The sequence below is a fragment of the Tenacibaculum aiptasiae genome, from assembly GCF_965221665.1.
GTDB lineage: Bacteria > Bacteroidota > Bacteroidia > Flavobacteriales > Flavobacteriaceae > Polaribacter > Polaribacter aiptasiae.
The window spans coordinates 1,460,406-1,483,024 of sequence record NZ_CBDCSN010000002.1; the positions used below are offsets into that span (position 1 = coordinate 1,460,406).

Sequence of the window (22,619 nt, forward strand, 5' to 3'; positions counted from 1 at the left end):
TTATTTTAAAGTATTATAAATCTCTTTAATAAAGTATAAGATATCGTAACCAATGTTTAATAAACTTTTCAAAGACATCATAGAAAAGAAAAAGCAACGTAAAATTCAAAAAGAACGTTGTAAGCCTTGGTTTGCGGTTAATGGAGATGAAACTTTACGATTAGATTATAATTTAACAGAGACTTCTGTAGTATTAGATTTAGGAGGTTTTAAAGGTAATTTTGCAGAGAGTATTTTTAATAAATACTCTTGCGAAATCTACGTTTTCGAACCAGTAAAATCTTTTTATAATATTATAAAAGATAAGTTCAAGGATAATGAGAAAGTTAAATCTTTTCATTATGGATTATCTAATGAAGATAAAGAACTTAATATAAGTAATACAGGAGATGCATCCTCAGTTTTTATAAAGACTGACGATGGAGAGAAAATTCAGTTAAAATCGATTGTAAACTTTATTAAAGATCATAATATTACTAATGTAGATCTTATAAAGATTAATATTGAAGGTGGAGAATACGAAGTATTAGAATCTCTTTTAGAATCAGGTTTAATTACCAATTTTAAAAATTTACAGATTCAGTTCCACGATTTCATCATTGATAATGCTAGAGAACGAATGGAAAGCATTCAAAGAAAGTTAGCAGAAACACATGAAATTACCTATCAATATGACTTTGTTTGGGAAAACTGGAAAATTAAAAACTAATTTTTTAGTAAACATTAAAATAGCATACACATAACTAGAAATTATGGCAAACTTAAAAGAAATACGTAATAGAATTACTTCAATTAAATCAACAATGCAGATTACCTCTGCCATGAAAATGGTATCGGCTGCAAAGTTGAAAAAAGCTCAAGATGCTATTACAGCAATGCGTCCATATTCATCTAAGCTTACTGAGTTATTACAAAGCTTAAGCGCTACTTTAGATAGTGATGCAGGTGGAGCATATTCTACGCAAAGAGAAGTAAATAAAGTATTACTAGTTGTAGTTACTTCTAACAGAGGTTTATGTGGTGGTTTTAACTCATCTATCGTTAAAGAAACAGTAAATACTATTAACACAAAGTATAATGGAGTAGCTGTTGACTTAATGACAATAGGTAAAAAAGGTAACGATATCTTATCAAAAGATAATAATGTAATTGAAAATAGAACTGATATTTTTGATGAATTAACTTTTGATAATGTAGCTAAAGTTGCTGAAAAATTAATGGATTTATATGTAGATGGTTCTTATGATAGAATAGAATTAGTTTATAATAGATTTAAAAATGCTGCAACTCAAATACCACAAGTTGAACAGTTTTTACCAATTGAACCAGTAGAAAGTGATGAGAATGTAAATTTAGATTACATCTTCGAACCTTCTAAAGAAGAAATTGTATTAGAATTAATACCAAAGTCTTTAAAAACGCAATTATACAAGGCTATCCGTGATTCATTTGCTGCCGAACATGGAGCTCGTATGACTGCAATGCATAAGGCAACTGATAATGCTAAAGAATTACGTGACGAGTTATTATTAACTTATAACAAAGCGCGTCAAGCTGCAATTACTAATGAGATCTTAGAGATTGTTGGTGGGGCAGAAGCATTGAACAACTAAGGATAAGAAAAATTTATCTATATATTTAAAGCGAACCAATTTGGTTCGTTTTTTTTGTTATGTTTGTTAGAACATTAATCAAAACATTGTATTATGAAAAAGACATTATTATTTGTATTTATAGCTTTTATAACGAATGGTGTAATTTCACAAGAAAAGAAAGATGATAATAAGAATAATATTAAAACAATTAATTTTATTGACGGAAATTCAGAAGATGTTCCCTTTACAATAATTGATAAAGCTCCTATTTTTCCAGGTTGTGAAAAATATGAAACAAACTCTCAAAAGAAATATTGCTTAAATAAAATGATGCGTAGTCATGTTGCTAAAAATTTTAATATAGATCTTATTAATTGTTTAGAAAAAAAAGAAATATTGAATAATGAAAATGGGAAAAAAGAGAAACAATGTATTTCGGTTCTTAGTCCTGGTTTCAAAAGAATATACTTACAGTTTAAAATAAACAAGAAAGGAAAAGTAGTAGATATCTCAGCTAGAGCTCCGCATGAAAAATTGAAAGAAGAAGCTATTAGAATAGCTAAACTTTTACCTGTGATGACACCTGGTAGTCATAAGAATAAAAATGTAAAGGTAGGATATACTTTGCCTATTACTTTTAATGTCGAGTAAATAAAAAAGCGAACTGAAGCAGTTCGTTTTTTTATTTTTAAATATTATATTCGCAAAAACAAATTAAAAAAATAAATTCTATGAAAAAATTAGTATTCAAAATGCTAGTATTATTCTCTATTGCTATTATGTCATCTTGTTCAAGTAATGACGACGATATAACACCTACAGGAGCAAAAAAAGAAATAAAAATGACAATTGATGGTAAAGAGCTAACATTTAACTCTATTACTGTTGATCCAAATTCAGACACACAATCAGGTTTAAAATCAGTACAATTAACAGGAACAATTAATAATTCAACAGATAAAGTTATTACAATAAAAGTATACAAGTCGAAAACAGGTACAGATACATTAAGTGACTTTACCTACATTCAAAATGGAACTACTTATTATTTTGGTTCAATAATATCTGTGTCAAGTTGTGGTAACGGTATTCCAAATAGTAAAATGACTTTTGTAACATCTGTTAACGACGGAACAACTATTTCCGGAAATTTTTCTGGAAATATAGATAAGTGTAATAATAATGTTATAGAATCACTTAAAATAACAAACGGATCATTCAGTGCATCTTATTAAGATGAATTAATAAAATAAAAAAGCGAACCGAAAATAGGTTCGCTTTTTTATTTTAAAAGTTCTTCAATCATATTTTGAATAGAACCTATATCTATTTTACATTGCTTTTGTAGTTCATCTATAGTACCATGATGAATAAATTCATCAGGAACACCTAAAAGTTTTATCTGACCACCGTAATTTAATTCAGATGCTTGTTCCAAAATAGCACTGCCTAAACCTCCTTTAACAGTTCCATCTTCAATAGTTATAATCTTGTCAAATTTATTAAAGATTACTTCAAGTAGCTTTTTATCTATAGGTTTTATAAATCGGATATCGTAATGCGCTATAGAATATTTGTTTTTTGTCTTTTTTATGGCTTCTGAGACATTATTAGCAATTGTTCCTGTAGATAGAACGGCTAAGTCACTTCCTTCTTTTAAACAAATGTTTTCACCAATGTTTATTTTTTTGAAATGAAGTTTCCATTCTTCAAGTCTACCTTTTCCTCTAGGATAACGGATAGCTATAGGTTTATCAATTCCTAACTGTACTGTATACATAATGTTTCGCAATTCAATTTCATTACGAGGAGCAAAAATGTGTAGGTTTGGAATGCAACGTAGGTAAGCTAAGTCAAAAACTCCATGATGTGTGGCTCCATCTTGTCCAACTATACCAGCTCTATCTAAACAAAAAACAACAGATAAGTTTTGCAAAGCAACATCGTGTATTATTTGATCATAAGCACGTTGTAAAAATGTGGAGTAAATATTGCAAAACGGAATAATACCTTGAGTTGCCATACCAGCAGCTAATGTTACGGCATGTTGTTCGGCAATACCCACATCAAAAGTGCGTTCAGGAAATTTCTCTAACATAAATTTTAAAGAGCTTCCAGTAAGCATAGCAGGTGTAATTCCTACTATTTTTTCATTTTGTTCGGCTAATTCTACAATAGTTTTTCCAAATACATCTTGAAACTTAGTAAACTTACTAGCTTCTTTTGGTAAAACATCTCCAGATACTTTATCAAATTTTCCTGGAGCATGATATTTTACTTGATCTTGCTCGGCTTGTCTAAGGCCTTTTCCTTTGGTAGTAATTACATGTAAAAACTTGGGGCCTTTGATTTGTTTTAATCTGTTAAGTTCTAATAAAAGTTCTTCAAAATTATGACCGTCAATAGGGCCAGAATAATCAAAATTGAGTCCCTCAAATATATTATGCTGTTCAATATCAGATCGTGTAGATTTTATTCTAGTTAAGTAATGTTTTAAAGCTCCAACTGAAGGATCAATACCAATAGCATTATCGTTTAAAATAACCAATAAGTTAGCGTTGGTATCTCCAGCATGGTTTAAAGCTTCAAAAGCCATTCCACTAGCAATAGAGGCGTCACCAATAACAGCAATATGATGTTTTTCTTCTCCTTGTAATTTGGAAGCGATAGCCATTCCTAAAGCAGCAGAAATTGAAGTAGATGAATGTCCAACTCCAAAAGTGTCATAAGTACTTTCTGAACGTTTTGGAAAACCAGAAATTCCATGTAATTGACGATTAGTATGGAAAATATCTTTCCTACCAGTTAAAATTTTATGTCCATAAGCCTGATGTCCAACATCCCAAACTAATTGATCTGTTGGAGTATTAAACATATAATGTAAAGCAATAGTAAGTTCAACAACACCTAAACTGGCGCCTAAATGACCTTCTTTAGTTGCAACTACATCAATAATAAACTCACGTAATTCCTTGGCTAATAAAGGCAATTCATCATTGTTTAATTGTCTTATATCCTTAGGGAAATCAATATTTTTTAACAGCTTTTTTGGCATAGCACAAATGTACTAAAACTTTGTTGTAGCTTTGCTGTATGAGTAAATTGTATTTGGTACCAACACCTATTGGAAATTTAGAAGATATTACTTTAAGAGCTCTTAAGGTTTTAAAAGAAGTAGATTATATTTTAGCTGAAGATACGCGTACTAGTGGAAAGCTTTTAAAACATTTTGAAATTAGCACACCTATGCAATCTCATCATATGCACAATGAACATAAAACAGTAGAAACTATAGTAAAAAGATTGCAAAGTGGTGAAACTTTTGCACTGATTTCAGATGCAGGAACCCCAGCAATTTCAGACCCAGGTTTTTTACTAACAAGGGCTTGTGTACAACACAATATAGATGTTGAGTGTTTACCAGGAGCAACTGCATTTGTACCAGCTTTGGTAAATTCGGGTTTACCAAATGATAAATTCGTTTTTGAAGGTTTTTTACCAGTTAAAAAAGGAAGACAAACCCGATTAAAGTTTTTAGCAGAAGAAAAACGTACTATGATATTTTATGAAAGCCCACATAAATTATTAAAAACATTAACTCATTTTGCCGAATACTTTGGTGAAGACAGGCAAGTTTCTGTTTCTAGAGAATTGACAAAATTATTTGAAGAAACCAAGCGAGGAAGTATAGCAGAAGTTTTATCATATTATACAGAAAAGCCAGCAAAAGGCGAAATTGTGATTATTGTTGATGGTAAAAAATAATTATACAAGTTTATATTCAGGGTAATGTTCTTCTAATAATTCCTCTGACTTTTTAGGAATAACAATTAGTGTTACATAAGAGTATATAATTGTTAGTGTAATAATTACAGAGATAATAATTGCACCAATGTTTGATGGCGTGCTCTCAATATGATTGAAAATTTGAGGAAGATTAGAGGCAACTATTACACCTCCAAAAGAAGCTACATTAAAAATCATTTCTTCCAGCATCCATTTTTTGCCATTGGTATTGGTTCTTTTTTTAAACTCTTTTTTTAGTTTAGTTACAAGATAAAGATCTAAAATGGCCATTAGAAAAACAACTGCTCCCATTATATAAACTCCAATTGGTAATTGTATGAAGTAAAAAAAGAAAAAGATAAGACTTATTACTAAAAGTATTTTAGGCAAACCAAACCATTCTTTTGTATACTTCCATAAGATTTTACGATACTTTTTACCTAGTTGTTTCTGCTTTTCTTCTACTACATCCATAAAACCAAAAACACCAAATTTTTTAAAAGAAATATCTCTAGCTTGCTCAAAAGATAATTGAGGTTTATCAACCCAAATTTGTTCAATATCGTTGGCCAAATGATCTACCAATTCTGTTTGTACATCATAATGCTCTACATAATGCTGACGTGTAAACTTGTATAATTGTTCTATATGTTGGTTTGTTAATTTCATTATGATATAAGTTGTTTATATGTAGCATTAACTTTTTGATATTCTTTTTTGAAAAATTGAATTCCTAATATTGATTGTAAAAAAACGAATCCAAAAACTATAGCAACTAAAAAAGGAAATTTGAAAACATCAATTCCTATCATTTTAGGCATATAGATGAAAAAATTTATAATACTTAAAGAAAAACCTGCTTGTTCTAGAGCATTATTTAATTGTATAGATCTATTTACTCTGTATTTTATTAAAAAATAGAATATAAAAATTGACATTGAAATTAAATAAGTAAATAAGGTGTATTTAAAAATTTTAGAATAAAAACTAATAGTATAAAGCAGCGTAACAAAGCTTAAAAACAACACAAGTGAAGATGTTTTTACAATAGAGTTTTTAAAATATTTCCAATATCTTTTTCGATATTCTTTTGCAAACACATTTTGTTTTCTCTGCATAATACCTTCAAAATTACTTCCGTTAAAGTTCTCTTTCCAACCTAAAGAAAGAAAACTCTCTTGAACAGCAGTCTTAAATTTTTCTCCATTTTCTAATTTATTTTCAACATCGGTAACAACATGATCCAACATTTCTATTCGAATGTCCCAATATTTAACACCATCGTTTTCCAAACGATTTTCAATGAACTGTATTTGTTTTTCAGTTAGTTCCATTAGTTTAAATAAAAGTTAGTTGCATATTGTTCAATACTTTCTTTTTGATTCATAAAGCTTAAATAAGCTAAATAGTTGCTTACAAGCATTATAGCAACTGTATAAATTTCTATAGGTGAATAAGCTGTTTCATTAAGAATTGGAGTAAAACTAGGAAGATGTAAAGCTATTATTGAGTTAAATAATAGAATTTTTGTATAAGATCGAATAATTCTAATTTCACCCAACTTTTTTCTTAATTGATTAAATTTAATAGCAATAAAAAGAAAACTTGAAATAAAACAAGTAAAAATTATTTCACTTGTATATTTAATTTTAAAGATGCTCAGAAAATGTGTTGTACTTAAAAAAAGTAAAATAAAACCTAAGTTATATGGTTTTGTCATTTGTTGAAACATAGAAATCAATACCCTTTTTGTATAATACCAAAAACTCTCATTTTTAAGCTTTTTATATTCATTTAAATATTTCTTTTTTTGACTAAGCATATATTTTATGAAAGGAGTTTGAAATCCTTTATTTTCAAAAAAAGCAGGAATATTCTCAATTTTATTTTCAATTTCAGAAGCAATATGATCTATCATTTCAAAACGAATATCTATATATTCAATGCCTATTCCTTCTAAAAAATCATTAATTCTTTGTATTTGTTGTTTTGTTAGTTCCATAGCAATTATCCCACAAGTAATTTATATTTCTCTTTTTCTTGTTTATGCTTTTTGTAAAACAATATTGAATAGTAATTAACAACCATCATATAAATTAATATAGATATATTAAAAATGTCATTAATAGAATTACTAACTAAAATGTAAGGCATAACAATGAAGTTTGTAATTTGAGTTTTTATTATAAAACTGTACACTGTTTTTTCTTTAGAGGCAATAATTTTAATAACAAAAAATAAAGAGGTAAATAGAAGAATAACTATTGAAAAAAAAGTAAAATAGCCAAAAACATTACTAAGCAATACCTTTTTATTAAATATTATTAGAAAACTAATAAATATAGGAGAGAAAGAAGCTAAAAAATATTTTAAAAAAATTCTTTTTGCTCTATCAATTACAATTTTAGGAGCACTATAAAATCTTCCAAAAATGAAGCTATTCGTTTTTTTAAGCTCGAAATTCCATTTTTTAATTACCAGCTTAAAAGCTGTTTCAAAATCAAGATTGTCATTAGATAGTTTTCTTTCAATTTCAGAAATAATATGGTCAAATATTTCTATTCTAAAATCAATTAATTTAACGCCTTTAGTATCCAAGTAACTGTTAATTCTTTGTATTTGATTATCTGTTAGTTCCATAGCAATTATTTTAACAAGTGTTTGTATTTTTTTAAAATTGTTGTTTTCTTTTTCTCAATAATAATTAAACCAGCTACACTTAAACTAAAAGCCATAAACCAATAGATAAAGAATAATATTCTGTGAGTATTTAAATAATCTTTAACTAAATTGAAAGAGAAAAGAAAAACTTGTGGTAAACTCATAATGTTTCCCAAATATTTAAAAGAAATGAGCTGTCTTACTTTTTTATTTTCATGATAGGTTAGATATAAACTGTATAGAATTTGAAAAACTATAGAACAGAAAAAAACTAAGTAGAGTAGGGAATTATTTAAAGTAAAAGAAAGGCTTAAAATGACTAAAGTACTTAATAAACTTATAGGAAGTGTTTTTAAGTTTGTAAAAAAACGATAAGTAGTTATCCACAGTTCTTTTTGATAAGCCCAGTGTATTTTTGAGCTTCTATCTTTACCATATTGGAATATGAAATTAGATTTGTTGGCTAAATATTGAGATAAATTACCATCTTTTGTAGTTTCTTCAAAATCACATATAAGATGATCCATTAACTCATAACGTTCTTCTTCATCAGAAAAGGACTTCTTCTTTTTTAGATAATTATATAAAAAAGCTACTTGTTTTTCTGTTATAGTATATTTCTTTTTCATTTTATTCTAAGCCAAATTTAGGATTAACTAGTTGCTGCATTGTTTGTAAAAATTCTTGCATTTCTGCAAGTCTATTTACAGTTTCCTTAGTACCGCTTTCTGTCAATTTATAATACTTGCGAAGTCTATTTCCAACTTTAGCAACTTCAACATCTAGCAAACCTTCAGCTTCTAATTTGTGTAACGCAGGGTATAGTGCACCTTCGGTAATTTTTAATTCGCCTTTGGTTAATTCTTTTACCTTTTGAGTTATTTCATATCCATACATCTTATCATTTTGTGCTAATAGCTTTAAAATGATAGTTTGTAATGAGCCTTTGTATAATTTTTGATTTCCCATAATTCATATACCTAAAAAACTTAGGTATGCAAATATACATAATTTTCTTATGTATAAAATACTTATGTATTATTTTTTATGACAGGAAGAATAAACGGTTACCTCACTATTTCTTATTTTTGTGCATTTAAATAGAATAAATGGCTACATTTCATAAATTAATTATTGAAAAAATAATAAAAGAGACAGCTGATGCTGTATCTATTTTATTTACTGTCCCTGCTGAGCTAAAAGAAGCTTATAAATTTGTTGCAGGGCAATATATTACCATAAAAACGAAATTAAACGATCAAGAGGTTAGGAGAGCATATTCAATATGTGCTTCACCAAATACGAACGAAATTAAAGTAGCTGTAAAGGCTGTTGAAAAAGGATTGTTTTCTACGTATGCAACAACAAAATTAAAAGAGAATACCACTCTAGAAGTTTCTGAACCTGAAGGTAAATTTATATTACAACCTGCAGGGAATAAAAACTATATAGCATTTGCTGCTGGTAGCGGAATTACTCCTGTTCTATCTATGATAAAAGTAGTGTTGGAAAATGAACCAACTTCAACTTTTACATTAGTTTTTGGGAATAAAAAAGCTGATAGTACTATTTTTTATACTGAATTAAATGCTTTAGCCGAAAAATACCCTACACAGTTTAATTTGCATTATGTGTTTAGTCAAGAAGTAAGAACAAACACTAAGTTTGGAAGAATTGATAAAGGGCATGTGAATTATTTTGTAAAGAATATTCATAAAGATATTTCTTTTGATTCTGCCTACTTATGTGGTCCAGAAGAAATGATAACTACAGTTTCTGAGACTTTACAAGATAATGGATTTGATGAGGAAAATATTCATTTTGAATTATTTACAGCAAGTTCGTCACCAGATGAAGAAATTCCAATGCAATTTCCTGATGGAAAATCTGGAATTACCGTTTTATTAGACGATGAAGAGTCTACTTTTACAATGGATAAAACAGACACCATTTTGGCAGCATCATTACGTAATCAGTTAGATGCTCCATATTCATGTCAAGGAGGTGTTTGTAGTAGTTGTATAGCAAAAGTAACAGAAGGAAAAGCTGTGATGACTAAGAACTCTATTTTAACGGATGATGAGTTAGAAGAAGGACTTATATTAACCTGTGTAGCGCATCCAGCAACTCCAAAGGTTGTGGTTGATTACGATGATGTTTAAACTAAATACAGTTACTTTATAAAATGGATTTCTACGACTTAAAAAATGCTTTTTTCATTGGGTTTGTCATGTCTTTTATGATAGGTCCAGTTTTCTTTATGCTTCTTAAAACAAGTATTTTAAAAGGAGCAAGAGCTGCTATTGCATTTGATATTGGAGTTATTTTAGGAGATATATCCTTTATGTTAATAGCTTATTTTGGAAGTAGAAGTTTGTTAGAAAAAATTAAGGATGACCCTCGATTATTTTTAATTGGAGGGTTAATTCTTATTGTTTATGGTTTGATAACCTATTTAGATAAAAACAATAAAAAGGAGTTAGAAGCTCCAGAAGTTGATATTCCTGAAAGTAATAATTACTTAAAATTACTTTTAAAAGGATTTGCTTTGAACTTCATTAATATAGGTGTTTTAGCAGGTTGGTTAGGTATTATTGTTGTAGTAGGTCCAACGTTAGATATGAACCCGACCTATATGTTTTGGTATTTTGCCACAGTAATATTGGGATATGCTACTACCGATTTAGGGAAAATATTACTAGCTAAACAGTTAAAAAGTAAATTAACTCCTCTAGTTATTTATAGAATAAAAAGAGGAATGGGAGTGTTATTAATCGTTTTTGGAGCGATTATAATGCTAAAAACATTTATTCCTAAAGAAAAGATGGATAGTTTATTACAAACAGTAGAAGAAACTACTAAAAGCCAATAATCATTTTGGCTATCCAGAAATAAATAAGAATCCCAAAAATATCGTTACTTGTTGTAATAAAAGGTCCCGTAGCAATTGCAGGATCAATACCTCTTTTATCTAAAAATAAAGGAATAAAAGTTCCAATGAGTCCAGCAACTATAATTACTACAAAGAGAGATATTGAAATAGCACTTGCTATTTTATAATCTTGTTCGGATATAAAGACATATATAAAAAGTAAAACAGCTAAAGCAAGTCCATTAATCATAGCTAATGATACTTCTTTTAATAACCTGTCTGTAATACTTCCTTTTACATCGTCATTAGCTAAACCTTGTACAATAATTGCTGATGATTGTACACCTACATTACCTGCCATTGCAGCAATTAATGGAGTAAACATAAAAAGAATAGCATTTTCTTTAATAGCATCGTCGAAAAAGCCCATAATACCAGCAGCACCAACACCTCCAAGAAGACCTAAGAATAGCCAAGGTAAACGAGCACGTGTTAATTCCCATATTGTATCATCAGCCTCAACATCTTGAGTAATACCTGCTGCTAATTGATAATCTTTATCAGCTTCCTCTTTAATAACGTCAACAATATCATCAATGGTAATTCGTCCTACTAAAATACCTAACTCGTCTACAACAGGAATAGCTTCCAAGTCATATTTACGCATAATGTTAGCAACATCTTCAGCTTCATCATTAACATTAACAAAGTCTAACTTAGGAATATATACATCGGCAATTTTAGCACGTGTAGAGGCCATTAGTAAATCTTTTAATGATAAACGACCTTTTAGTTTACCACTATCATCAACTACATATATAGAGTGTACTCTGGTTACTTCTTCTGCTTGAACGCGCATTTCTTTTACACAGCGTAAAACAGTCCAGTTTTCGTTAACTTTTACAAGCTCTTTCGCCATTAAACCACCGGCAGAATCTTCATCATATCGTAATAACTCTACAATTTCTTTGGCGTGTTCTTCATCTTCAATCTCTTGCATTACTTCCTGCTTTCTTTTTTCAGGAAGTTCGGCAATTACATCGGCAGCATCATCAGTATCAAGCTCATCAATCTCTTCAGCAATTTCTTTGGCTGTAAGTTGTTGAAATATTTTTTCACGTACATCATCATCCACATCCATTAAAACTTCAGCGGTAGTTTCACTATCTAATAAACGAATAATGTATAATGCCTCTTCAAAAGATAATTCATCTAAAACTTCTGCAATATCGGCGTGATGTATGTCTGAGAAAAAACTGGAAAGCGCTGTGTCTTTCTGGTTTTTAATCAGTTCCTGTACGTTTTCTAAAAGATCTTTAGTAATTTCTAATGCCATCGTTTGCGATTTTTGCCGTCAATTCAATGAATTTTTGTACCGATAATTGTTCGGGACGCATCGCAAAGATAGGGTCTTCTTTTAATGTATCCGAGAGATCTAAAGATTTTAAACTAGAACGTAGCATTTTTCTTCGTTGATTAAATGCTGTTTTTACTACTCTAAAAAATAATTTCTCATCAACTGGAAGACTATAATCCTTTTTTCTAATTAATCGTATAACACCAGAATCTACTTTTGGTGGTGGATTAAAAACAGTAGGAGGAACTGTAAATAAGTATTCAGCATCGTAGAATGCTTGTGTTAAAACGGATAAAATCCCATAGGTTTTAGACCCTTCTTTTTCTGCAATTCGTAAGGCTACTTCTTTTTGAAACATTCCGGAGAATTCAGGTACAAAATCCCTGTTTTCAATTGCTTTAAAAACAATTTGTGAAGAGATGTTATAAGGAAAGTTTCCAATAATGGCTATTTGCTCTTTATTGAAAGTATCAGTAATATTTTTTTTTAAAAAATCACCTTCAATAATGGTAAATTTTTCAGAAGAAGTATCTAGTTTAATATGTTCTAGAGGAAATGTTTCTTTAAGGTATTCTACCGATTCAGAATCTAATTCCATTACTGTAACCTTAGGCTTTTTTTCTAATAAGTATTTTGTTAGAACTCCCATTCCAGGACCTATCTCCAATACGTTATCATATCCATTTTCGGTTAACGAATCTGCTATTTTTTTTGCGATGTTTTCATCGGTTAAAAAATGTTGTCCTAAATGTTTCTTTGCTCTTACGGTCATGTTCTAAGATAAAAAATTTAAGATTAAGTAGTATCTTAATTCTTTTGTAATTGTATCCTGTTTCTTTTAGTTGCTAGATACAGTAGGGTAAAATTCGTTTATTACTTTTAATTCAGTACGGAAGGCTAACATTTTATCAGCAAACTTTTTAAGACCATCTGAACGTAATTTATCAGCGTCGTGTTTGTAATAGTTTTCTAAATCTTCACGTGATTTAGCTGTGTATTGAATAGAGTAAGTAACTCCTCCCATTTCTTCTTTTACTAAAACTTGTGTCAACTTAGCACTTAAAAAGCGTCCTGTTGCTAAAACTTCTGGTATGTGGCTTTCAATCCAAGTTAACCATTCTGCATGAACACTTTCATCAATATTTACTGTTACGTTATATATATACATTGTTGTTTTCTATAAAATTAGATATTATCCCCTCTTAGTTTTCTGTATTTTTTTCGAGCAGCAACTAAGTAAATGCTCGATGGGTGGTCAAAAATAATCTTTTGATAGTATTCTTTGGCCTTTTCAGCATTATTTAATTCATTATTGTATAATTCGCCCATTAAATAATACACATCATCAATATAAATTCCTTCTTTGTCTAAGGCTATTATTTTGGTGTAATTTGAAATAGCTTCATCGTATTTGTGTTGTTTTACAAGAAGCTCAGCCTGTTTAAACAAGGCTTCGTCTTCTATAGGTTGCCCTTTGTAGTTTTTGATAATATCATTTAAAATAGCAATGGCTTCATTATCTTTATTCTGAAAAGCTAATAAATCAGCTTTAGCATATTCTTTTAAGCCAGAAGGGATACTATCTTTAGGTTGGTTATCAGAAATTGTTAAAAACAAATTAGCAGCATCGTTTGCTATAAGCTGTGTAGCAGAACCTTTTAAAACTTTTAATTGTGCTTTAGCCCATTTAAAATCGCTTTTGAAATATGATGTTTGAGCTACTTTAAAACGTGCATCTTGCCCTAAATAATGGTTTTTAAATTTTGTTTGTACTTGTGAAAAGTAAATAAGAGCTTTGTTAAACTTTCCAGTGTATACTAAAACTTCACCTAGTTTTAGTTTAATCATGGCTTTGGAGAACTTAGAGCCAGCAAACCCCTTAGCTTTATTTAAAACTTCTACAGCTTTTTCTGGATTATTTTTATTGAATGTTAAATAATTAGCATAAGCTACTTGAGTACGAAAAGTATTTTTATTAATTCCATATTTTAAAAATATGTCATCAAAACGTGCTTCTACATCTGGTTCTTTAGTTTCAATAGCTATTTTTAAATTGTTGTTAATAGCATTAAACTTATCTCTTGGGTAATTAGTTTTTTCAATAATTAAGTCAAAACATTCCTTAGCAGTTTCATATTCTTTATTCTCTAGAGCAATTTTTCCTAGTTGATTAATTCTACCCAAATTGTCAGGATCCCTAGCTAATAATGCCTTTAATTGGATAAGAGCTTTCGAATATTGTTTTTGTTTTATAAATAACCATGCTAATAAATCGTTCCAAATGTTTTTAGGATTACTTATTGATTTTCTTAACAGTGCTTTTTTAAACAAGTTGTTGTTTTCATTTTCAGCATCGTCATTTATATATCTACTGGTAAAACGTTTGACGTTATTAAGATAGCTTTCATTTTTATCAACTAAATCTACATAAGATTCAAACATTTTTGGGAAATCTCCTTTTTCACCATGGATTTGTGCTAATTGGAATCCATAATTAGCTTGCGGATGGTTTTCCATGGTTTTGGTATATGCTTCAATAGCATAGTCTAGTTTGTTGTAGTTTTTAAATAAACTAGCAATAACACTTCCGTAATTCCCCTTTTTGTTTAATGAATTAAGTGCTTTTTGATAATATTTGTTGGCTTCTGAATCGTTTTGTTGACGTTCGTAGTTATATCCTATAATAACATTTAGATATGTTAAGTTAGGCCTTTGTTTTATTTTTTGTGTTAACAGGTTTTCTGCAACCAAAAACTGTTCAGTTTCTTGATAAGAAGTAATAAGTCTCTTTAAATAGGTTGTATTATAAGGACTCTTATCGTATAATTTTTTATAAAATTGAATAGCTTTTTCGTATTCATTATTTCTAAAATAATTTTCAGCAATAATAAATTCGTTCTGTTGTGAATAACAGAACAGGTTAATAATAAGGAAATTAAATAGGATAAATGTTTTTTTCATCAATCAAAAATACAGAAGAAAATTGTTAAATTAATATTAAAACACTCCCTTTTTTTAAAAGGAATGCAACATTTTGGCACGAACTTTGTTTTATTGTTAGCGTAACTAAACATCGAACACTATGAAGAATTTAAATACGCAATATAACTTAGCAAAGAGTAGAGCAGATGAATTTATGAGAAGAGGACAAATAACTCAGTATTTTGAAGCTTTATTGGAAATGAATAAATATAAGAGATTAATGGTAGCGGTAGTTGCTAACTAATTATAAAAAAATAGTTCATTATTAAGGGGTGAATTAAAAAAAAGAACCAAGCATCTTAATTGAAGCATTGGTTCTTTTTACATTTTTATAATGAAATTATTTAGTCAATTTTATCAAAACCACAATAAGGAATTAATACTTCTGGTATGTTAATTCCATCTTCAGTTTGATAGTTTTCTAAAATTCCAGCTAATACTCTAGGTAAAGCTAAAGAACTTCCGTTTAAAGTATGTACTAACTGACTTTTTCCTTCTTTATTTTTGAATCGTAATTTTAAACGATTTGCTTGATATGTTTCAAAGTTTGAAGCAGAACTAATTTCTAACCAACGCTCCTGAGCTGTAGAATACAACTCAAAATCGAAAGTTAAAGCAGAAACAAATCCTGTATCTCCACCACACAAACGTAAAATACGATATGGTAATTTTAATTCACGTAAAATACCTTTAATGTGTTCTACCATTTCATTTAAAGCATTGTAAGAGTTTTCTGGATGTTCAATTCTTACAATTTCTACTTTATCAAACTGATGTAATCTGTTTAATCCACGTACATGTGCTCCATAACTTCCAGCTTCTCTTCGGAAACATGGTGTGTAACCTGTATATTTAATTGGCAAATCATTTTCTTTTACTAAATCATTTCTATGAATATTAGTAATAGGAACTTCCGCTGTTGGAATTAAATATAAATCATCTCCAGTTACATGGTACATTTGTCCTTCTTTATCAGGAAGTTGACCAGTACCAATACCAGATGCTTCATTTACTAAATGAGGAACTTGTACTTCGCTATAACCAGCAGCAATATTTTTATCTAAAAAATAATTGATTAAGGCACGTTGTAAACGAGCTCCCTTTCCTTTGTACACAGGAAAACCAGCTCCAGTAATTTTTGAACCTAAATCAAAATCGATGATATCATATTTTTTAGCTAATTCCCAGTGAGGTAAAGCTTTTTCACCTAAATCAGGAATAGTACCTTCGCTAAAAATAGTTTCATTATCCTCTTCATTTTTCCCAGCTTTCACAGATGCGTGAGGTACGTTAGGAATTTGGTATAATAAATCTTGTAATTTGTTAGAAGCAATACTTAATTCTTCGGTTAATTGCTTAGATTTCTCTTTTAATTCACCTGTTTTTTCTTTTAATAAGTTTGCTTTTTCAATTTCACCAGATTTAAAAAGACCTCCAATTTCTTTGGATATTTTGTTAGATTCAGCTAATGTATTATCTAAAGAAACTTGAGTAGCTCTACGAGCTTCATCAGTAGTTAATACTTCATTAATAATTGCTTCGGCATTTTCAAAACTACGTTTTGCTAATCCGTCTAAAACAGTTTGTTTGTTTTCTCTAATAAACTGAACCTGTAACATCTTTTTTTAATTTTTAAGAACCGCAAAGATATAAGAAGCTACAGACTTAAACAATGGTGATTGCTTACTAAATAGTTTTTTACGTATTAAGTTTTAGAATTCTATTTAAGAATGAGTAAAAAAGACTTTGTTAGAATTCTATTTTGTTAACTTAAATTGGTAATTGTGCTAATGTAGTTTAGAGAGTTTTCTTTGTCTGTTTTAAGTTGAATAATTAAATCATCAACAGAATTAAACTTATGTTCATCTCTTAAAAAATAAAGTAACTCGATGGTTAATTCCTTTTGATATAAATCTTGATTAAAATGGAAAAAATGAACTTCAATAGTTTGGTGCTCTCCGTTAACTGTAGGTCTATTGCCAATATTCATCATACCAAAAACAGTATTGTTGTTAATCATAGATTTTACAACATATACTCCAGTTTTAGGAACTAGTTTATAGGTTTCTGCAATATCAATATTAGCAGTAGGAAAACCAATTTTACCGCCAAGTTGTTTTCCGTTCACAACAACGCCTGTTATAGAAAATGGATATCCTAAATATTTATTGGCAGTTTTTAATTCACCACTAGCTAGTGCTTTTCTAATTTTAGTAGAACTTACAGAAACTTCATCAATATCTTGAGCTAAAATTTCTTGAACTGTAAAATCATACAGGTGAGAATATTCAGTTAATTGTTCAATATTTCCTTCTCTATTCTTTCCAAAATGATGATCATAACCAATAATTAATTTTGAAGTATTGAGTTGATTAACTAAGATATCACGAACAAAATCTAACGCAGTAAGTCTAGAAAACTCTTTGCTAAAAGGATGGATAATTAAATAATCTAATCCTAAGTTTTCTAAATGTTTGGCACGTTCATCAATCGTATTGATAAGTTTTATAGAAACATCTTTTTGCAACACCATTCTTGGGTGAGGAAAAAAAGTTAACAAAACAGACTTTTTATTAGATGATTTTGCTTCATCAATCAATTCCTGAATAATTTTTTGATGACCAATATGAACACCATCAAAAGTACCAATAGTAACTATTGATTTTTGTATTGGTTTAAAATCGAAAATGGAGTGAATAATTTCCAAGATAAGAACAAATTTATGCAAAAATACAATTTGTAAAAGATGATGCGTAATGTTCGTTAAATAAAGTTATAAAAATGTCATTTTAACAAAACAAAGCCCTCTAAAACACTATAGTGATAAAATAAAGGATAAATTTTTACAAATAAAAAAAAATCGTATTTTGCGCTACAGTTAACAAATTATTTTACATTATGATGAAAAAACTATTACTTGTTGCATTTGTGCTATTTGGCACAGCAATAATGGTTGCTCAGACTACCATTACTGGTACGGTCAATGACGCATCTCTTGGTGGAGGACTTCCAGGAGCCAACATTAAAGTCTTAAGGAAGTCGGTGGGAACATCTACTGATTTTGACGGTAAGTTTACTATGACAGTAACAGATAACCCTCCTTTTACAATTGAAATTTCTTCTTTAGGATACCAATCTAAAACTGTAGAGATTACAAAAAACAATCAAGTTGTTGAGGTAGCTTTGACTGAAAATGCAACTTCTTTAGATGAAGTAGTAGTTTCTGCTTCTAGAACTCCAGAACGTGTTATGGAATCTCCTGTAACAATTGAACGTTTTGACTCTAGAGCGATTAAGAATACAGCTTCTGCATCATACTATGATGGTTTAGAAAATTTAAAAGGTGTTGATATTAATTCAGGAGGTTTTACTTTTAAAACAGTAAATACTCGTGGTTTTGCTACGTTTGGAAATGAGCGTTTCGTTCAGTTAGTTGACGGAATGGATAATGCATCACCAGCATTAAACTTTGCTATAGGAAATTTATTAGGAATTTCTGAGGTAGATGTAAAAAGTGTTGAGATTTTACCAGGAGCAGCTTCGGCTTTATATGGAGCAAATGCATTTAATGGAATTATGTTAATGCGTAGTAAAAATCCTTTTGATGACCAAGGAGTTAGTGTAGGTTTAAAAACAGGATTGACTAGTCAAGAAGCAGCGGGAGACAATAAATTTTACGATGCTACAATTAGAATGGCGCATGCTTTTGATGATTATGTTGCTGTTAAAGCAAGTTTTTCTTACTTAAAAGGTGAGGAGTGGCATGCTACTGATTATAGAAACACAACAGGAATTGGAGGAACTTACATTCCAGGTACTAGACAAAGCGATCCTAATTATGATGGAGCAAACGTATATGGTGACGAGGTTTCTGTTAATTTAGGTGGAGCAATAGGTAATGTAAGTAGAACTGGTTATACTGATCAAGAGTTAATGACTAACGAAGCTAAGAGTGTAAAATTCAATGGAGCTATTCACTATCGTCCATTAGGAAATGATAGAGTTGAAATTATTTGGAACTCTAAGTATGGTACAGGTAACACTATTTATCAAGGACAAAACAGATATAACTTAGCTAACTTCTTTATGGAGCAACATAAATTAGAGGTTAGAGGTAAGAACTTCTTCGTAAGAGGTTACTATGCAGGAGAGGATGCAGGAGATTCTTATGATACTCGTTTTGCTGCAATTAACATTAATAGTAAATGGAAATCTAATACAGATTGGTTTGGACAATATGCAGCAGCATATTTAGGAGCTATACCAGGAGTGCCAGCATCTAATCACGCAGCGGCAAGAGCAGTAGCAGATACTGGAAGACCAATACCAGGAACACCAGCTTTCCAAGCTTTATTTAATGAAGTAACTGCTGATCCAGATTTATTAACAGGATCTAAGTTTAGAGATAATACAAGTTATTACCATGCTGATGGTAATTTAAATTTACGTGATTATATTGATTGGGCTGAAGTACAAGTAGGAGGTTCTTACAGACAATACAGATTAAACTCTTTTGGAACAATTTATACAGATGCAGATGGACCTATTAAGTATGGAGAGTATGGTGTATATACACAGTTACAAAAGAAAATGTTAGATGATCGTTTAAAGTTTACAGGATCTATTCGTTATGATAAATCAGAAAACTTTGATGGAAATGTAACTCCAAGATTATCTTTAGCATATGCTGCAGGTGAAAATAAGAATCATAACTTCAGAGCATCTTTCCAAACAGGTTTCCGTAACCCAACTACACAAGATCAATATATTGGTTTAGCTACAGGTGCTGGATTTATCTTAGGTACTGCTCCTGATAATATTGGACGTTTTTCTGCACCAGCAGTAACTACAACAGGAACATTTACATTAACAGGTGCTGATGTATTTACAAGAGGTTACTCTGCAAGTTCAATTGCAACAGGTACACCAACATTAGCAACTACGGCTTTAGTTAAGCCAGAAGAAGTAAAATCTTTTGAGGTAGGTTATCGTGGTGTATTACCATTAGGAGATAATAAATTATCAATCGATTTTAGTACTTACTACAACATGTATTCTAACTTTATTTCAAATAAAGATGTATTAGTACTAGTTGATCCAACTACACCAGTAACGGTAGGTAACTTAACAAATAGAGATTTAGTAAGAACATTTAGTGTAAAAACAAATTCTACTGTAGATGTTGATTCTTACGGTTTAGGAATTGGTTTAAGCACAAAAGTATTTAACGGATACAATGTTGGTTTAAACTATACATGGTCTAGGTTTAGTTTTGATCAAGCACAAGATCCAGATTTTGAAGCAGGGTTTAATACGCCAGAGCACAAATTAAAGGCTCAGTTTGGTCACCCGAATGTATTTGAAAACTTCGGATTTAACGTAAGTGCTCGTTGGCAAACTGATTTTTACTGGCAGTCAACTTTCTTAGAAGGAAATGTAGCTGAAAGAACTGTTCTTGATGCTCAAATTAACTACTCTGTACCTTCAATCAAGTCGGTATTTAAAGTAGGAGGATCTAACTTAACAGGAAAAGAGTATTTAAGTGCACCAGGAGTTGGAGCGATTGGATCTCAATATTACATTTCTTGGACAATCAATAACTAAAAAATAGAAAAATGAAGAATACATTAAAATATACATTTTTATCTGCATTATTTTTAGGTGTTGTAGCCTGTGATGTAGATAATACATTACCAGAAATTAAAGGAGAAGCTGAAAGTACAATTCCTTTGGATGCAGGTACTGCAGATTTTTCTAAATACGTAGCAGTAGGAGCTTCTTTTACAGCAGGTTTTACTGATAATGCTTTATTCATAGCAAGTCAAGAAAATTCATTCCCAAATACTTTAGCAAAGAAATTTGCTATGGTAGGTGGAGGAACTTTCACACAGCCATTAATGAATGATAACATTGGAGGGTTACTTTTTGGAGGTATGCAAAATGCCGATGGTTCATTTGGACCAAGATTGTACTTTAATGGTGCAGGACCAGTAGGATTACAAGCAACTTCAACAACAGAAGTAGGAAATATTCAAACAGGTCCTTTCAATAATATGGGAGTACCAGGAGCAAAGAGTTATCATTTAGGAGTAAATGGTTACGGTGCTTTAGCAGCGTTACCAAATGCTAATCCTTACTTTGTAAGAATGGCTTCTTCTCCAACGGCTAGTATTTTACAAGATGTATTAGCGCAATCTCCTACATTTTTCAGTTTATCAGAAATAGGAGGTAACGATGTTTTAGGATATGCTATTGCTGGAGGTACTGGAGTTGATCATAACGAAACAGGTAATTTAAACCCTGCAACTTATGGTTCTGCTGATATTACAAATTCTAATGTATTTGCTGCTGCTTTTTCAGGAACAGTTGATGCATTAACAGCTACAGGAGCAAAAGGAGTAGTGGCAAACTTACCATATATTACAAGTTTACCTCACTTTACAACAGTTCCTTATGCACCATTAGATCCAACTGATGCAAGCTTTGCAGCTCAAATACCTACTTTAAATAATGTGTTTGGAGCTATTAACGGAGTTTTTGCTGCAATTGGTGTTCCAGAGCGTGCAATAACTTTCTCTACTACTGCAGCTAGTCCTGTAGTAATTAAAGATGAATCATTAGATAATAAAACAGCTGAGATTGTTGGAGCATTATTAGCTAGCCCAACGTTCCCTGGTTTTGTTGCAAGTTTTGGTTTACCTACTGATCCACTAACTTTACAGAAAGTAGCAGGTTTATTAGGAACTTATTATGGACAAGCTAGACAAGCTACTGATAAAGATTTATTAGTTTTACCTAGTAGAAGTATTATAGGAACAGTTAATACTAGTTCGGTAGCATTTTTAGTAGGGCAAGGTTTACCACAAACATTGGCAGGAATGTTCTCTGCTGAAGGAGTTTCTTTACCTTTAGAAGATAAATGGGTATTAACTGAAAACGAAGTAGCAAAATTAAAATCAGCTACAGATGCTTATAATGCAACAATTAAAGCAGTTGCAGATGCTAAAGGTTTAGCTTTTGTTGATTTTAATACTATTTTACAACAAGCTTCTACTACTGGTTTGAGCTTTGATACTTATAATTTAACAACAACTTTTGTTACAGGAGGTTTAGTTAGTTTAGATGGTGTTCACTTAACAGGAAGAGGTTATGCGTTAATGGCTAATAAAATGTTAGAAGCTATTGATGCTACTTACGGATCAAACTTTACAAAAGGTAAAGATGGTTTAGCTAAGGCTGATAGTTACCCAACAAATTACTCGCCTACTTTACCGTAAGTAGTAGTTTTGTTAACGATATATTTTAAGGCTGAGAGTTTACTCTCAGCCTTTTTTATTATATAAATTTTAATAAGATTGTTTCGGTG

The 22,619-nt window shown here is 30.3% G+C and carries 23 protein-coding genes; 10 read left to right on the forward strand and 13 right to left on the reverse strand.

All coding sequences use genetic code 11. The annotated features are described in order from the left end of the window. Positions 1-52: 52 nt before the first annotated feature. The 4 genes from ACOQN8_RS06960 (at position 53) to ACOQN8_RS06975 (ending at position 2,830) form a co-directional block, all read left to right on the forward strand. Complete coding sequence (locus ACOQN8_RS06960; protein WP_420552140.1) at positions 53-709, forward strand: FkbM family methyltransferase; 657 nt, start codon at positions 53-55, stop codon at positions 707-709. 43 nt (positions 710-752) lie between these two features. Continuing rightward, a complete protein-coding gene (gene atpG / locus ACOQN8_RS06965; RefSeq protein WP_150899453.1) occupies positions 753-1,613 on the forward strand; it encodes an ATP synthase F1 subunit gamma in 861 nt (286 codons plus the stop codon). 93 nt (positions 1,614-1,706) lie between these two features. Continuing rightward, positions 1,707-2,246, forward strand: coding sequence for an energy transducer TonB (locus ACOQN8_RS06970; RefSeq protein ID WP_420552141.1), 540 nt, complete (start codon positions 1,707-1,709; stop codon positions 2,244-2,246). Between the two features lie 80 nt (positions 2,247-2,326). Next, a complete protein-coding gene (locus ACOQN8_RS06975; protein WP_420552142.1) occupies positions 2,327-2,830 on the forward strand; it encodes a hypothetical protein in 504 nt (167 codons plus the stop codon). A gap of 47 nt (positions 2,831-2,877) precedes the next feature. Here ACOQN8_RS06975 and ACOQN8_RS06980 read toward each other — a convergent pair whose 3' ends face one another. Next, positions 2,878-4,650, reverse strand: a complete 1,773-nt coding sequence (locus tag ACOQN8_RS06980; RefSeq protein WP_420552143.1) for a 1-deoxy-D-xylulose-5-phosphate synthase — start codon at positions 4,648-4,650, stop codon at positions 2,878-2,880. A 38-nt stretch (positions 4,651-4,688) separates the two neighbouring features. On the opposite strand from ACOQN8_RS06980, the gene rsmI reads away from it, so the two are divergent. Beyond that, positions 4,689-5,360, forward strand: a complete 672-nt coding sequence (rsmI, locus tag ACOQN8_RS06985) for a 16S rRNA (cytidine(1402)-2'-O)-methyltransferase (protein ID WP_272150859.1) — start codon at positions 4,689-4,691, stop codon at positions 5,358-5,360. Here the strand turns inward: rsmI and ACOQN8_RS06990 are convergent, their stop codons facing one another. From ACOQN8_RS06990 to ACOQN8_RS07015, 6 genes are read right to left on the reverse strand one after another with little or no spacing between them, the layout of a single operon-like run. Beyond that, a complete protein-coding gene (locus ACOQN8_RS06990) occupies positions 5,361-6,050 on the reverse strand; it encodes a hypothetical protein (RefSeq protein WP_420552144.1) in 690 nt (229 codons plus the stop codon). It abuts the gene before it with no gap. Continuing rightward, on the reverse strand, positions 6,050-6,715 hold the full coding sequence (locus tag ACOQN8_RS06995; protein WP_420552145.1) for a hypothetical protein: 666 nt from the start codon (positions 6,713-6,715) through the stop codon (positions 6,050-6,052). The genes ACOQN8_RS06990 and ACOQN8_RS06995 overlap by 1 nt, the downstream gene beginning before the upstream one ends. Beyond that, on the reverse strand, positions 6,715-7,383 hold the full coding sequence (locus ACOQN8_RS07000; RefSeq protein ID WP_420552146.1) for a hypothetical protein: 669 nt from the start codon (positions 7,381-7,383) through the stop codon (positions 6,715-6,717). Before ACOQN8_RS07000 ends, ACOQN8_RS06995 begins: the two co-directional genes overlap by 1 nt. Positions 7,384-7,388: 5 nt before the next feature. Further along, positions 7,389-8,021 (reverse strand): hypothetical protein, encoded by a 633-nt coding sequence (locus ACOQN8_RS07005; RefSeq protein ID WP_420552147.1) that lies wholly within the window; start codon positions 8,019-8,021, stop codon positions 7,389-7,391. Positions 8,022-8,026: 5 nt separating this feature from the next. Beyond that, positions 8,027-8,671: a hypothetical protein gene (locus tag ACOQN8_RS07010; protein ID WP_420552148.1), complete on the reverse strand. Its 645-nt coding sequence runs from the start codon at positions 8,669-8,671 to the stop codon at positions 8,027-8,029. A gap of 1 nt (position 8,672) precedes the next feature. Next, positions 8,673-9,011 (reverse strand): PadR family transcriptional regulator, encoded by a 339-nt coding sequence (locus ACOQN8_RS07015; protein WP_150899445.1) that lies wholly within the window; start codon positions 9,009-9,011, stop codon positions 8,673-8,675. A 140-nt stretch (positions 9,012-9,151) separates the two neighbouring features. Between ACOQN8_RS07015 and ACOQN8_RS07020 the strand changes: the two genes are divergently transcribed. Beyond that, the gene (locus ACOQN8_RS07020; protein WP_420552149.1) at positions 9,152-10,204 is read left to right on the forward strand and encodes a 2Fe-2S iron-sulfur cluster-binding protein; all 1,053 of its coding nucleotides are present in this window, start codon (positions 9,152-9,154) and stop codon (positions 10,202-10,204) included. A gap of 23 nt (positions 10,205-10,227) precedes the next feature. Further along, a complete protein-coding gene (locus ACOQN8_RS07025; protein ID WP_150899443.1) occupies positions 10,228-10,914 on the forward strand; it encodes a LysE family translocator in 687 nt (228 codons plus the stop codon). Here ACOQN8_RS07025 and mgtE read toward each other — a convergent pair. The 4 genes from mgtE to ACOQN8_RS07045 form a co-directional block, all read right to left on the reverse strand. Then, positions 10,901-12,250 carry a magnesium transporter gene (gene mgtE / locus ACOQN8_RS07030; protein ID WP_150899442.1) on the reverse strand — a complete coding sequence of 450 codons (1,350 nt, stop codon included), beginning with the start codon at positions 12,248-12,250 and terminating at the stop codon, positions 10,901-10,903. The genes ACOQN8_RS07025 and mgtE overlap by 14 nt on opposite strands. Beyond that, the gene (rsmA, locus tag ACOQN8_RS07035) at positions 12,231-13,043 is read right to left on the reverse strand and encodes a 16S rRNA (adenine(1518)-N(6)/adenine(1519)-N(6))-dimethyltransferase RsmA (protein WP_420552150.1); all 813 of its coding nucleotides are present in this window, start codon (positions 13,041-13,043) and stop codon (positions 12,231-12,233) included. The genes mgtE and rsmA overlap by 20 nt, the downstream gene beginning before the upstream one ends. Before the next feature lie 66 nt (positions 13,044-13,109). Continuing rightward, positions 13,110-13,439: a DUF4286 family protein gene (locus tag ACOQN8_RS07040; protein ID WP_235275626.1), complete on the reverse strand. Its 330-nt coding sequence runs from the start codon at positions 13,437-13,439 to the stop codon at positions 13,110-13,112. A gap of 17 nt (positions 13,440-13,456) precedes the next feature. Then, on the reverse strand, positions 13,457-15,232 hold the full coding sequence (locus ACOQN8_RS07045) for a tetratricopeptide repeat protein (protein ID WP_420552151.1): 1,776 nt from the start codon (positions 15,230-15,232) through the stop codon (positions 13,457-13,459). 121 nt (positions 15,233-15,353) lie between these two features. On the opposite strand from ACOQN8_RS07045, the gene ACOQN8_RS07050 reads away from it, so the two are divergent. After that, a complete protein-coding gene (locus tag ACOQN8_RS07050) occupies positions 15,354-15,497 on the forward strand; it encodes a hypothetical protein (protein WP_175578686.1) in 144 nt (47 codons plus the stop codon). Positions 15,498-15,597: 100 nt separating this feature from the next. Here the strand turns inward: ACOQN8_RS07050 and serS are convergent, their stop codons facing one another. After that, positions 15,598-16,872 (reverse strand): serine--tRNA ligase, encoded by a 1,275-nt coding sequence (gene serS / locus ACOQN8_RS07055; protein WP_420552152.1) that lies wholly within the window; start codon positions 16,870-16,872, stop codon positions 15,598-15,600. 146 nt (positions 16,873-17,018) lie between these two features. After that, a complete protein-coding gene (locus ACOQN8_RS07060; RefSeq protein WP_420552153.1) occupies positions 17,019-17,960 on the reverse strand; it encodes a bifunctional riboflavin kinase/FAD synthetase in 942 nt (313 codons plus the stop codon). 191 nt (positions 17,961-18,151) lie between these two features. Between ACOQN8_RS07060 and ACOQN8_RS07065 the strand changes: the two genes are divergently transcribed. Next, on the forward strand, positions 18,152-20,857 hold the full coding sequence (locus ACOQN8_RS07065; RefSeq protein ID WP_420552154.1) for a TonB-dependent receptor: 2,706 nt from the start codon (positions 18,152-18,154) through the stop codon (positions 20,855-20,857). Between the two features lie 11 nt (positions 20,858-20,868). Beyond that, positions 20,869-22,530 (forward strand): SGNH/GDSL hydrolase family protein, encoded by a 1,662-nt coding sequence (locus ACOQN8_RS07070; protein ID WP_420552155.1) that lies wholly within the window; start codon positions 20,869-20,871, stop codon positions 22,528-22,530. The last annotated feature ends 89 nt before the right edge of the window (positions 22,531-22,619 follow it).